Below are 13,897 nucleotides of genomic sequence, written 5' to 3' on the forward strand. Positions count from 1 at the left end.
GTTGTCGGCCATCGGCGGTTTGAATGCCAATGGCTGACAGCCGACAGCCATTGTTATAGATTGCTTCGTCCTGCCATTGCGGCTGCGTCGGCTGCGCGGTTGCTCGCGCCGGCAGCTGCCCAGGATCCGTCAGCGGCACGGTTCACGGCGCCGATCAGCTGATCCATTTTTCCGGCAATGTTTTCCAGTGATGGTTTTTGGTCCAGTACGGCGTCTCTGGTTCCGGCTGTATTCTTGCCTATCGTTGCCATCATGGCCTGGCTGCGCCCGATTTCGGCACCGGTTGCGGCCGTAGTTCCGTCAGCGTCACCGCCTTCGACATCGCCGTAGGGGTTCATGCCTTCATCGTACCCACCGCCAGCATTAGCCCCGCCGTCTGCGCTGGCTTGTGCTTTGGCCAGCTCTTCGTCAAGTTCCTTTTGCTGTTGTTCGGCTTCCCAGGCCGCTGCATTGGCCGCATTTTTTGCGTCGGCTTCCGCTTTGCGTTTTTTGGATCCAAACAGGTAGGATTCACCTTTGCGAAGCGGCTCCAACAGGCTACGATAATCGCCACCATCGTTACCGAAAACGGTTCCACGCTCGGCATGTACCGGCGCACCGTTTTTATGCAAACTCGAATCTAAAAGCGCGTTGATCATCACCCGGTTGTTTTTGTAGGTATTCCGGGAAAGGATCATGATTGGTTCGTCGCCTTCCATTTCGCCCACTTCTTCCCCCGTTTCCCGGTTGGTCAGGGCAATACCAGACTGGCCGTAACTTTGGCCGTGGCGTGGCCCCTGTGGCACACCGGCATTGCGGATATACCCACCCTTTGCCATACTTGGCGGCTGCTGGCTTTTAATGATCCCGATCTGAACGGCAGCCAGGGCGGCCGATGCCACTACACCAATTAGCCCGAGCGGGAAACCCATCATGGCAAGTGATTTCAACGCGGCCATCGCGGCATTAATAAGCGCCATGCCGATCTGCATTTTCTGCTCACGCTTCCAGGCTTTTACCTTCGCTTCGTGCTCTTTTTCAAGGGCGTTTTTATTGATTTTGTCAATTTCCTTTTCGTAGGTATCCTTGCTGATCAGGCCTTTGTCGTATTTGTCTTTCCAGGATTTAAGTTGCGTATCTTTCTCCTTGGTGATATTGGAAAGCTCCTTTTGTAGCCTGGCTTCGGATAGCTTTTGCATCATTTGCAGCCCGGCGGCCACACCCGAAAGAATTTCAGCGCCTTTGCTGGTCCAATTTTGCAAGCGCGAATCGTTCATGGCCTTTTCGCTGGACAATTTCTTATTTATAAAATCCATGAAGCCGGAAAAATCACCAGACATCAGCGACTTTATCGCGCTGAAAAAGCCTTGCTGGTTGTTTTTTCTTTCTTCCAGGTTGGTCTTTTCATTTGTTTTTAGCGCGTTTTGATGGGCTGCGTTGGCAGCATCGGTTTGGGCAATTCGTTGGGCATCGATGCTACGAAGTGTGGCGGCCGTTTCTGCCTCAATCTGCTTTTTCTTGGCGGCATCATCACCGGCAAGCTTCATCAGCTGGGCGCTGGTTTCATTGGCTTTTTGCCTTTCCTTTGCCGCGACTTCCTCAATGCGGTCTAGTTCGTGCTTGCGTTCCAGCTCAATGAGTTGCAGGCGTAAGGCTTGCCGCTGGTTGATATGCAGTTTTTCGTTTGAAAGCTGCGTTTCCAGGGTTGTTTTTTGGGTGGCGTATTCTTTGGTCATCCGCTCGGTTCTCTGAGCTTCTTCCAACTTGTTTATTTCATCGATACGCTTTTTTTCGTCTGCGATTTTCTTATCGCTATACTCCTTATCCAGTTTTTCGATTGCTGTTTTGAACTGGTTACGGAGGGAAATTTCATAGTTGACTTTCAGCAGGTCGTCGGCCTTAGATTTGGCGTTGGTGGCAAGTTTTTCCGTCAGCTCAAATTCCAGCAACTTTTTTTTACGTGTCTGCTCGTCCGTAATGGCATCGATGTTCATTTTTTCGATTGCCTTGGTAGCCGTTTCATTGGCCTTAGTTTTATCAGCCGCCTCCTGGTCAGCCGCCTTTTTTGCCTTGTCCTTGGCGTCATTAATGAAAGTTGTATTGGCCGCCGTTTTGGTTGCAATACCTTTGGCGTGTGTGCCAGTTTCATTGGCGACAATAGCATCGATGGTTTTCTTTTCTTCGGCCTGACGTGCGGATCCCTGCTTTTGCGTCAGTGATGCAGCTGCGGTGACGGCCTGTGATTCTACCTCTTTAAAGCTATCTACAAACGTTGATTTAACACCGGCTTTAATCGTGTTAAAGTTGTTGACGGCATTTTGTTTAAGTTTTTCAAAAGTAATTTTGCCGTCCAGGAAAAGGAGGGCGTCGATTGCTAATTGTAGGACCGCAACCAAACTCGAAGCGACCGCCGTAACCACACCGAACACCTGCCCCAAAACCTGCATTACTACCTTGGTGCCGTTTGTCTTTTCGTCCAGGCCAAAAAACGCACCGATGACTTTAAAAATACTACTGTATAAGTTTCCAAATACAGTAAACAGCATCATGAAGGCGTCAAAAAGCGGCGTGCTGCCTTTGATTACATCACCCAGTACACCCGTGAAAGTTGCAAATCCGTCATAGGCTTTTATGATGAAAGGGTACAGCTTTTCAGAAAGGGCTACACCAACTTGTGAAATAGTTGCCTCAGTTTGCTTTTGTTTAAATTCCAGTGTGTCATTGTTTTTCGCAGCCATGGTATAGGCGGCATCGGTGCCGGTGAGCGCCGTAGTGAATTCTTTAAGCTGGTCGCGGTGTGTTACCAGGTGTTGGGCGGCCACAACGTTTTCCGTACCAAACATTTTGGCAAGCTCAGCCGTAGACAAATTTCTCTTTCCAAGATTTTCCAAGGCAGTGTCCAAACCAACGATTTGCGGGTTTAAATCATCGGCTGAACCCATCATTTTGATCAGCACGTTCCGGAAGTTAGTACCTGCCTGTTCTCCCTTGATGTTGATCGTGGAAAGAGATTGTAAAGCGCCGTTCGTCTGCTCAAAGCTGACGTTGGCAGCATTTGCAACGGTCCCCGATGCTTTTAGCGCGCCGGTCATGTCGTCAATTTCTGCGGATCCGACTTGTGCACCGGCCGCGATGGCATTAATAAAACGGCCCGCATCCGATGCGGGGGCATTGAACTGGTTAAGCGCCCCGGCCATCAATTCCGTGGCAGGTGCTAAATCCAGTTTTCCAGCCTGCGAAAGGATAATCGCCTCTTTTGTCACCGCGGCCAGGGATGCAGCGTTTTCCGTAAGATCAGATTTAGCTGAACCCATGGCCTGGTAGGCAGCCAGCATTTCATCACCGGTTTTGCCCATTTGGGGACCGAGTGTTTTCGCCTGTTCTTCCAGGTAATTGAGATCCTTGCCGATAATGTTTGTGTTCGCGGAAAGTTCCTTGGATGCTGCTTCGAATTTTTTAAAATTCTCGACAGATCCTACGACAAAATCACGGATAAGTTGAAGGGCTTCAAAAACAATAGTGGCCGCAAAAGCTCCCTTTATCCAGTCGCCCAGGTTTGCCCAAACGGTTTTACTTTCCTTGACTTCATCCGAAACACCTCTGACATCTTTCCGGACGTTTGCAAGCCGGTCGTTTACGTCTTTGAGCTCCTTTGTTTTTTCAATGTACTCGTCGGTTCCGGGTGTAAGATCCTTGATTTCTTTATTTAGCTGTCTGGAATAACCTTCGAGCTGCTTGACTGTCATCCCGGCGTTGCCCATCTCTTCACGGGTTTTCTTTATTTCCGCTTCGAGTGCTTTAACCTCCTGTTTGGACTCCGTCCATTCTTTTGTTCCCCGTTTAAGGTCCTCCTGGGATTTTTTGACTCGCGCTAATTCGGCTTCCAGTTCGCCCAGGGCATTTAAGGCCGGTTTTCCGTTTATGTCCAGATTCCAGACCGAGTTTTCAACTAAATTCATTGGCTAATAAAAAAGGTACGCTACTAAATTGTAGCGTACCTTTTGCAGGAAGTAGGACGGGAACTTGCGAAAAATAATCACTTTTTCATAACCAAGAATCTAACCAAATCACGAACCGGGAATAGAGACTTTTTTTAATCACCCTTTTAAAATCCATTGTTAGACTATCGTCCATATAATAGGACACGGAGGCTAAATACTTTTCAGAATACCTATTCCCTGTAATATCAGAAAATGAAATGTTAAGAGAAAGGGGCGGATAAACTGGTCTATTACCCAATGTGAAATTTAAAAACGATTTCTCCCCTGACCACATCAAAAGATAATAACGACACAATAAGGCGTTTACAGTTTCTCCGGGTTCAATTATCGCAAATGAGGATTCTTTATTTTCTTTATAATTATCTATCGTCAATTCTGTCTCGTGCTCCTTTTTAATAATCTCAGAAACCAAAGTGGTATCATAATTCCACTCACATTTGATGTCATTAGCTACATTTGTTCCGCTGTTTTTTAATTCAAATGTATTTTCTCTAATAGTCTTTGAAACATAATAACCTCTATCGGCTTCTTTCATTAAATATGTTAATTCTATTTCTCCTGGTGTAAGATTTTTCCACGTAAATACATACTCGGAAGGTCTAAGGTTAGGCTTATGGGAGGCAATTCTTGCTAATCTTGCTTCCTCTAACTGCCAAGAGGCAAAGAATAAGGTGGCTATGAAACACATTGCTTCAAGGGATGTGAAAAAGTTAGAAATTTTTTGGTCGTCTACGGCGCCAAGAAATTTAAAATATGGCCATTCACCAAGTAAGAATAAAAAGCAGAGAATTGTTGCAAACATCAAGGTGATTCCACCTATAATTTTCACACGCGTTTCGTTATACATTGAAATCAAGTTTTAGAGGATAGTTTTTAATCGCTGACAATATAGTTCACAAAATAGGTTTTTTAATTCCGATCATAAATCGGCTTTTCATAATATTCCTTCATTGCCTGCATCATAGTCGGTGGCAGCTTTGTCATGAGGTAACTAGATATTTCATTGTAAATCTCTACTTTATTAACGTTGTAGAAACCGCCATTTTTTGCGCGTCTGATTGTTTTGGCTTCGGACATTGCGCGGCTCATACCAACAGCGATACGTGTTTTTGCTCTTTCCTCTGTGATTGTAGAACGGCGCCTTGCGTTACTGTGATAACCAGGTACGTACAACGTTACTTGTTTCCCATTAATAGTGACGGTTTCATTGTTTATGAAATCCCTGACGCCAATTTCCTCAATATACTCCTTCAAGGCTTCTACATTCGGATATCCTCCAAAGCTGATTTGTCGCATATCTTTAAATCGTCCTTCGCCGCGCATCCCCATTCTAAATGACGCTTGCAATGAATCGGTAATAAATGGTCGTTCTGCCATTATGGAGTCTTTCAGTGCGCCGGTTAACACCAGGCCTGCATCTTCCGCGTCGGCTTGCATTTTACGGACACCTTCCTCAAAGATTTTTTCACAAGCTTCTACAACAACAGATTCAAATTGCCTTAGAATATCATTATTTAACTCAGACATACATCAAACCATTTACAGGGATTGTAACGTCAATATCAATTAACCAGCCTTGCATATTGGCGTTGGCGACCTTGCCGACGGGCAGGATCTTGTCCTGGAAGATTTCAAAGATTACTTGGTAGTCCTGGCCTTCGACCTCGTTTACTTCGGTGGCATACCATTCGGCAGCCTGACGGATCAGCCCGACCATTTTTAACATCTTTTTCCAGGCTTCGTTTCTGGCTTCGAGTTTAACATCCGGTAATGCTGCCTGCGCTCCCATTTTTTTCATGATCATGACGGTGCAGGCAAAAGTCGCGCAAGTGAGTCCGGCGCCATTATCCCGTAGTGGCGTTTCGGCCACCTGGAAGGTGCAAACTGTCTGATTTGGCTTTACGTCGTTATCAAACACCTTGGCTATTTCCGCTATCCCTTCGGGGCCGACAGAAAGCGTGCGGGCAACATCGATGCCGGGAAGGTTCCGGACAACCTGTTCAAAAAATTCTTTAAGGGTAATCAAATCGGTGATTACGACCATGCCGGTGTTAGTACTCATATCCGTTGTCTTGGTTATCGCGGGTTTCTTCCGCGGTGATTGTGTCGTCCAGGGCGGCGGCGTACACCAGGTGGGCGTATTGTTTGCCCACGCTATCAAAGTCTCCGAAATGCCCTTCTTTGGCGATGTTTTTAAGTAACATGATCCAGCCGCGGCCGTCGCCATACCGGGGCGCTGTGTCGCCTCCGAAAAGGCCTTCGTACTGTTCCAGAAAAGATTTTGCCTGCACTTCGAAATAGGTCAGGATAACCATTTTCATTTGCAGATCCATCGATTCCAGGGAGGCGGCGCGTTTCATCATTCTGGCTTCGTTAAAGGTTTCGCGGTCATCACCGGTCCAGTCCGGTGATGACAAAAACGCTTTCAAGTCCGATCTGGCCGGGCGGCACAAAGTGGCAATAAGCCGGTTTAAAGCCGTGGGGTCTGGCTCGTCGGGATCCGCAAAATCGGTGTAGGCGATGAAGGCCATCGACAATTCCAGGGCGGTGGTGTCGGCAAAGTTTTCTTCCGGAAGAATGTAATTAACTCCTTCGTGTTCAAAGTAGGGGAACGGCCGGTCTTCGGGCGCGGTAAATACCCATTTGACTTGCTCCTTTAACATTTGCCATTCCCTGGTCGTCATGGCCCAGGTTGCCCATTGCTTTGCCGAGATCAGGAAAGTGATCTGTACCAACAATTCAAACACTTCATCCGTGATGTCCTGGGGTGATAACCTTGAAAAGACGATCAGCCTGGCAATCGTTTCGGGGTCGCATTCCTGCCAGCTGGCCGGTGCGTAATAAGTTTTCTTATTGTATTTTAATATATCCATCAGGCCGGGTCAATTCTAATGATCAGATCGGGATCGCCCCAGTTCGAAACGATGTTCGCGAAACGGTACGTTTGCGGACCACTCAAAACGGGGCTGGTCTGGTTTTTCGACGGGATACTGACACGATAGGGCAATGTTGGCACATTGGCAAACATGCACCGTACATCAATATTCCGCGTACCCGCTGGCAAGGTTGTGTCCGAGAAACGAGGCGGTGCACCGGTGTAGGTCGTATTCGGAATTAATTCCACGTCATTGATCATTATAGCGCCAATCGGGTTATAAGATCCGCCGTAGTTACCATTACCATCACCTGGTGTGTAGTTGATCAAACCTAGCTTCAAATTCACGGCCGGGATGCAGCCACCGCTACTGTCAGCGTTGGCCTGTGTGTCCAGGGCGGTCCATGCCGTTTGGGCTTTGGCCTGAGCGTCGGCCTGGCTTAGCTCAGAGCCGTAGGATCCGGCTGGGATGGCGATTGCCCAGGTTGTACCTACCTGCCCATTGCCGCAGGTGGATTTTTTGAAATTAGATTGCCCTGCAATGAAGGTATTAAAGAAGGGAGTAGTAGACGCTGCACATGCGCCCGTGTCCCAGGGCGGGATATATCCGTCCGTTCCTGAAATGTTGGCTTTCGTGGTGATCGGGCGCACATTTTCACCAGAATCCAGGTAATATTTTACCAGCTCGTTTACGATCTGTTTTCCGGTCCGTAAACCGTTCGCGTCCAGCTGGCAACTTACAGACCATTGTTTCCAACCGGTTTGACGTGTGACCGGCACAATTTTCGGCAGTTTGGAGTACCCTCCAATACCGTTGGCGTACGTGAAACTTAAAGTCCGCTCAATGGGCCATTCCGTATTACTTTGGGTGGTCAGTCCACCGAAATTGGGGGTTAAAGGGATAAATTCGTCACCATCGACAATATAGAATTCCTCAGAAAGGGCAAGGTCTTCCAGGTATTCGCGGTGGTTTGCATTTAACCAGTTGCCAACATTTACGGTGATCTGACGTTCGCCAGTCACGTTATTGATCAGGACTTCCGAAACGGTTGGTAAGTAATCGTAATCGGTGAAACGTTCGAGGATTTGCCGGTTAATACTGACGGATTCACTCGCAGATCCTACACAGCGCAAGGTGTCATAACCGCCCAGACTATTCTGGAAAACAATGTATTTGACCGACTCGTATGCAAAGCGGTCAATCCGGTAAAAACGCGTTTCGCTGACCTGTTCACCGTTTTCGTTCGACAACCACACTTCGTACCAGGTTACGGGTTTGGTCCTGGCTTGCAGGTTAAGTTCGGAATAGCCCACCGGTACAGAGTAAACCGTCATAGGCGTTACATTGTCCACAGTTTTGGCCGTGAAAGTTTCCGCTGAATTGTCGGCATAATACACCCGGGCGCGAAGGTTTAAGGACCTAGGCGACGGGGTGAAGTTGGTAAGAAAATACAGGCGTTCCGGCTGGTCAGTCCTTACCAGCTTGCCGTCAGGTTGCCAGGTTAGAAACTTACTGAGCTGCCCACCAATCACCTGGGTAAAGAAAACGTCTTTGTACATCGAAAAATGACGCATCGCCATTTGCGCACGGATCGCCCACAGGGTTGTGGATGTCTCTGTCCGGATCAGGGTTTCATCGTTGTAGGCGGAGCTAACGTAGTAATACTGACGGGTCAGGTTAGGACACACTGAAATGAAATTATCCGCGTACACGGGCGGCGTCGCGCTCAGCTGGTCGTCAATCCGGGTTTGCACTTCAAAATATGCGCCTGGGCTGATTGTATAGCCATCAGGTACGGGCTTTTCAGATGCTTCCTGAATGGGCAAGTTTATAAATTGGCTGTTTTGGAAAGACTTCTGGATCCGTAATTCAAGCTGATAACGAAGATCTACCCGGCTTGCACCTGGTGCCAGAACAACGGGATCCACCAAAACGACAATGGGGTTCCGGGTCATTTGCAGCTTTTGGTGCTGCATGGTTGCTAAGTAATCCATTATTTCATCCGGAAAATTGAACTGTACTGACTATTATCTGGCAATTTGTTGGTTGGCTGGGCTTTGGATGCCTGGCTTTCGGCATACAAGGGGAACAATGCGATGTTATTAACCAGGTAAGCACGCAGGGCATTTTGCCATTTTTTAGCCTCTGTTTCGGCAGATCGGACCAGGCTCATGATGGTTTCATTGTCGATGGCCTTGGAATTGTAGATCCCGTCAAAATCACTGAGTACGCGGATGTTTCCATTGCTGATCATGGCGAACTGTAAATTCGGAAGGGCGACGTAATAGGCAGTCAAAGCCAGCGCGCGGCGTATGGCCGATAACAAAACCTGTTCGTTCAGGGACAGATCCCCCGCAACCAGGCCTTCTTTAAGCCGGTCGTATTGCGCCTTACCGATCCGAGGCAAAACAAAATCACGCTCCGCCAGCTTGATGTATGGCCGCATGTTTAAAAACAGGCGATAGTTGCCATCGATCTGTGGCAGGAATTCGCTCATGACGGTAGCAGACGGCACAAAAAGCGCACGGGTAGCTTTTGCGGTTTCTGAATTCTTATACGCTGGAAAGTGGTCAGTGTTTTCTTCCAGGTAAACCAAAACCGCTTCCAGGGCGGCGACGGCGTTCTTTTCCGTCTCGCGGATCCTGCGATCAAGAACACCGATACGGACCGGTTGCGTACTGTCGGTTCCAAGTTCCTGTAAACCATTGTCACCATCATTCCCGATACTGAAAGGAAGATATTTCAGGTATGCAAACCAGGCCAACGCACGCTGTGTCTTGGTCAACAGTATGGTTTTCTTTGGCTCTATCCCGAAATCATCGCGGAATTGTTCCAGGTCGGCCAGTATTTCGGGACCAACGGCGCGTTCTAAAATGGTTTCCTGAGCCTCGTTAATGTAGGCTTGTAGGAATTCGTCAGTACTGGCGGCCATGACTGCCCGGCCGAGATATAATATTAAGTCGTCAACACTTTTAAGCAGCATCTTCTTGATCGGTTTGTTGTGAATTTGAACCCTGATTGCCTGAATCCTGCTGTGTTTTCGCCTGCTTTCCTGCTGGGTTTTTGTCATCACTGACCAGCAGGATATCAAAGAAACCGGCAAACACATCATCCGGAAGATTTAAGGCGGTTTTGACATCGTGATTGAACGGGCTAAGGATTAATTGGCGTTCGCGTGGCGTACGAAAAAACTGCTGGTAATTGGCAGATACTTTCAATTCGCTTCCGGATCCCCCAATGGTTTTACCATCAGAAACACCGGCAAGGGTTGGCAACATCCGGGATGCGTTGGCGAAAGCACGTAGGGCGATGTCGTAGGCTTCCTGCAATTCCTTGGCGTTTAATGATCGTTTGATCTCTTCAAAGGCGATCATCCCCGACATTTTTCCGTCCGGACCCATGTCGCATTCATCGAAAATGACTTTCGGCCCTGACTCGCTAGTGATCATTTCTTCAACCTTTTCGTAAAATGCGTCCCGAACTTTTTCCTTTTCTTTTTCTGGGTCGTAGCTGTCATCGTTATTGTCGATGGCAGCTGCGGCGTTGGCGATCATTTGATCAAAATAGGCAGTAGCAACCCGGCAGATGTGGGCTATGTTTTTGTTGTGCTTGACAGTCGAACCGATGGATTTGGCAATGAAATTCATAACCTCAATCCACATGACTGTTTCTTCGCCCCAATACTGGCCGAAACCATAATACGCCTGGCCGCTTTGGTAGGGCCGAAGCTGGAAAATAGTTTCGGCCAGGTTGGCGTTTTTCGGATTGTAGGCCGGTGTAGCGATCGTGTTTTTGCTGACACTTTCAGAGCTGGACCAGTCCGAGTTCATTAACCAGGTTTCTACATTTCTACCGGTGGTTTTTACCGCACGGCAAACGATAGCGTCTTTAACACTGTAAATCGGTAGTTTTCCTTCGAGTGTCCGGTTAACAAAGATGTTTCCCGTCTCGATCAGCGATGTACACATGGCATTGACAAGGCCGTTAAGACCTTCCATACCGTACGATTTGGCGTAGTTCTTCGTCGCTTTGTTGGAAAACGGGATCCGGTTGATGATCCCGTTTTGCTCGACATGTTTAAACCATCCGAAACCGCCCCCAAAAATAAAATCGGCCCTGGCTTCGATCAGGTTTTGAGCATCGCCGTTGCTTCGTAAAAGTTTCAGGCGCTCATTTGGCAAAAGGTTGTTTTCGCCCCACGGATATAGTTCGAAATCCTTTCCGTCAACTTTTACGGTCCGCTGGACATTACCGCGGGAACTGTTGATGTCGCGCTGTTCTTGTGGATCCACCGAGGCGGACTTTGAAAAGTGGATCATCCGGGTTTTGGGTCTTGAATTATTTGACATGGCTAATAAATTTTAAAATCTGTGATCAATTTCCCGGCCGTCCACGCTTCGCAGCAAACACCAAAAGATTTCAAAGGGCTGCCAGGCTCCGGATTTGGTTTTGTATTCCAGGTAGGCCTTACCAGCTCGTTTATTTTCTTTCTGTATGCTGGATAGGTCGGATTTTTCTTTCCTGTTGTAGTATCCTGACCGGTTTCGGCACTCGTCTTTTTCACCATACGAACCATCTTTTTTCTGGTAGGTAATCGCGAAAGTTTTTTGATATCCGGATGCCATTTGGATCTGCCGCCTGGCATCTTTTAAATACATTTTCATCATCATAATGGGTTAAAACTGTGGCAAATCCTTTGAAACAGGTAGGACGTCATTCTGATTTCGACATCATTCCGGTGTTTTAAAGTGCCTTGTTTTTGATTATCAGTTAGTTATCGCTGAAAACAACCTTTCAGAGTCCGCTACTCTTGGAGGGGATTGCCCGCCCTGTATCGGTTTGGCAATTGCCATTTGGCAAATTCCGTTATATGCACGGCCATTTTTCAGCTTTGCCTGGTTCCGAAACGCGGACCGGATCCAGTGGCGGCGATTGGGACAATTCGAGAATATTTTTTAAATAAAATGTAATCGAACGCATCAGAAAGGTGTGTTGCATATTGCTGATCCAACTTAATGTTTGATTCCGATGATTTGTCCTTCTCGAAGTTGTCGCCGATGATTGGAGTGTGCTTGAGACTTATTAATAAGCTCTTGCAATCCTGTTCGTTGATGCGAACACGCGGAACACTTGAATGTCTCTCTGATAAGATTGTGTTGATAACACGATAACGAATCTTGTATGGTGGATAAGAGTTCTGCACACAGTCAACAATACGCCATCCGTTAGTCATCAGTACTTTCTTATATAGCTGATAGTGGGTCTTGTTACGTCCGGGGTCGCCCTTCTTACCGCTGTTATCCCCATACAAATAGACCATCTTGCGAGCATGGTCCTTGTACTTGGTACAGAACTTCTCTGCCAGATCTTCCACCAGGGTAGTCTCTGCCTTCTTAACAAACATGTTGTCAATGAATCTTAGCTCTTTGTCATGCTCTTGCGCGATAACCTGACAGGTGAAGCCAGCGTTAAAGTCCAGGCTGATTTCAAGCGCCTTGGTAGTAAGATAGTCCTTACGCTTAGACATATAGAGCCTTGATTTTTCATCAAACTGATACTCGTACATGTCGCTGTACGTGTGCCTGGTAAATGTCAGGGCGCTATAATAGGCGTTTTCCACCTTCTCAATTCTTCGGTTCATGACCTCGATATCAAAGGCCAGGTCTGATTCCGATGCCTCACGTTCTGACTCTATCCAGTTTCCGGGCAAGTTCATCAGGTTGTCGTAAGGCGTGGACTCCATGAAGAAATATTGTTCTGGCTTTTTCTTCATCAACTCTTCAGTGCGATATATCCACTGTTGTTCTGGCGTCCAGGCTGCCGATGTGAAATCCGCAATCAGCCAGTGCAAGGGATGATTGAGCCCTTTTCGGCCTTTTCTGGGATCCCGGTAGGTGTATTTATTGGCACGGACCGTTTTACGCAAAACGGTATTGTAGAACGACTCTTTCAGTTTAAAGCTTTCATCCATCACCAACTGGTCCAGGTTCAAACCACGGGCCGTATCCGGGCGGTCGGCAGAAAGAAAAACTACCGTATAGCCATTTTTGAAGCAAACGCAATTATCATACGTGTTTACGCCCTCCCAGGGATGCCACCATCCCTCTGGTGGGCGCCTGTTAATTACATAATGCCCCCACGTCCGGATCTTCGGATCATATTCATGCAGGCCGTATTCAGCAAATACCTTACGACTCTGTGAAAGTACTACATCCTGGACGTGCCGGAAGGTCATCGAGGCTAAACCTAACTTTGCCCTGGGAAGCTCAAAAGCAGATTCGGCAATCAAACGCATTAAAACGTTGGTTTTCCCACACCCCCTACCTCCGTTAAAAGTGGCCCTGAATCCTGCCTGATATCCGATTCCGTCGGCACCTAAAAAATCCGCTTCATTTTCCAGGACTTTCATCAGAAAATTGGCTTGTGCCGGGTTGGGATGCAGCTTTATGTACGATGGATCATCAACGTACTTCTTGGCTTTCGACATCAATAACCTCCTTTCTTTCGCTACCAGGTACATGCACATCACCATTGACCACATACACCCGCACACCGGTCGGCATCGATTCTCCTGGTGGGACAATGTTGTCTACTTCGTCCAGTTTGGACAGTTTCGCAATCCTGTCGATTGCTTTCATGATCACATCCGGGTCATGATCACGGCGGCCAATACTCAGCGCGATGTACGCGGCCTCTTTCAGAATTTTGGTAATCCCGCGTTTGTCCAGGTCGTAAGCTACGCCCCACAGCTCGTAGGCGTCGCGTAAAATCTGGTATGCGTGGGTTTTTTCGTGGCCGTATTCATTGTAGAGCATCGCCACGACCTGAGAAGGCGAAAACATTTTGCTGGACCAGCTCCATGCCTTTTTCATCTTTTCAAAGTACAATTGATCACGTTGGTTAAGCTTTTCGCCTTTCACCAAGTGATCTTTGAACTTATCCATTTTGTGTTCTCCTTTTTCGGGCAGGCCAGACCCGAAAGGCAATAAGTTGTTATCCATATCATTGCGGTTTTGGGCAATGATATCAGATTGATATAGG

Annotated in this window: 11 protein-coding genes; all 11 read right to left on the reverse strand. The window is 47.6% G+C overall.

The window, feature by feature from the left end; all coding sequences use genetic code 11:
* Positions 1 to 53 precede the first annotated feature (53 nt).
* Positions 54 to 3,938 carry a phage tail tape measure protein gene (locus RB622_RS15450; protein WP_308047471.1) on the reverse strand — a complete coding sequence of 1,295 codons (3,885 nt, stop codon included), beginning with the start codon at positions 3,936 to 3,938 and terminating at the stop codon, positions 54 to 56.
* A gap of 85 nt (positions 3,939 to 4,023) precedes the next feature.
* A complete protein-coding gene (locus tag RB622_RS15455; protein ID WP_308047472.1) occupies positions 4,024 to 4,827 on the reverse strand; it encodes a hypothetical protein in 804 nt (267 codons plus the stop codon).
* Positions 4,828 to 4,889: 62 nt separating this feature from the next.
* Complete coding sequence (locus RB622_RS15460) at positions 4,890 to 5,507, reverse strand: hypothetical protein (RefSeq protein ID WP_308047473.1); 618 nt, start codon at positions 5,505 to 5,507, stop codon at positions 4,890 to 4,892.
* A complete protein-coding gene (locus tag RB622_RS15465; protein WP_308047474.1) occupies positions 5,500 to 6,042 on the reverse strand; it encodes a hypothetical protein in 543 nt (180 codons plus the stop codon). Before RB622_RS15465 ends, RB622_RS15460 begins: the two co-directional genes overlap by 8 nt.
* Positions 6,032 to 6,853: a hypothetical protein gene (locus RB622_RS15470; protein WP_308047475.1), complete on the reverse strand. Its 822-nt coding sequence runs from the start codon at positions 6,851 to 6,853 to the stop codon at positions 6,032 to 6,034. Before RB622_RS15470 ends, RB622_RS15465 begins: the two co-directional genes overlap by 11 nt.
* Positions 6,853 to 8,850, reverse strand: a complete 1,998-nt coding sequence (locus RB622_RS15475) for a DUF5977 domain-containing protein (RefSeq protein WP_308047476.1) — start codon at positions 8,848 to 8,850, stop codon at positions 6,853 to 6,855. The genes RB622_RS15470 and RB622_RS15475 overlap by 1 nt, the downstream gene beginning before the upstream one ends.
* Complete coding sequence (locus tag RB622_RS15480) at positions 8,850 to 9,839, reverse strand: DUF6712 family protein (protein ID WP_308047477.1); 990 nt, start codon at positions 9,837 to 9,839, stop codon at positions 8,850 to 8,852. Before RB622_RS15480 ends, RB622_RS15475 begins: the two co-directional genes overlap by 1 nt.
* Positions 9,829 to 11,205 (reverse strand): hypothetical protein, encoded by a 1,377-nt coding sequence (locus RB622_RS15485; protein WP_308047478.1) that lies wholly within the window; start codon positions 11,203 to 11,205, stop codon positions 9,829 to 9,831. Before RB622_RS15485 ends, RB622_RS15480 begins: the two co-directional genes overlap by 11 nt.
* 2 nt (positions 11,206 to 11,207) lie before the next feature.
* The gene (locus tag RB622_RS15490; protein ID WP_308047479.1) at positions 11,208 to 11,501 is read right to left on the reverse strand and encodes a hypothetical protein; all 294 of its coding nucleotides are present in this window, start codon (positions 11,499 to 11,501) and stop codon (positions 11,208 to 11,210) included.
* Between the two features lie 240 nt (positions 11,502 to 11,741).
* Positions 11,742 to 13,376, reverse strand: coding sequence for a terminase large subunit domain-containing protein (locus RB622_RS15495; RefSeq protein WP_308047480.1), 1,635 nt, complete (start codon positions 13,374 to 13,376; stop codon positions 11,742 to 11,744).
* Positions 13,318 to 13,857: a hypothetical protein gene (locus RB622_RS15500; RefSeq protein WP_308047481.1), complete on the reverse strand. Its 540-nt coding sequence runs from the start codon at positions 13,855 to 13,857 to the stop codon at positions 13,318 to 13,320. Before RB622_RS15500 ends, RB622_RS15495 begins: the two co-directional genes overlap by 59 nt.
* Positions 13,858 to 13,897: the final 40 nt, after the last annotated feature.

It is taken from the genome of Dyadobacter sp. LHD-138, assembly GCF_030929615.1.
Taxonomy (GTDB): Bacteria; Bacteroidota; Bacteroidia; order Cytophagales; family Spirosomataceae; genus Dyadobacter.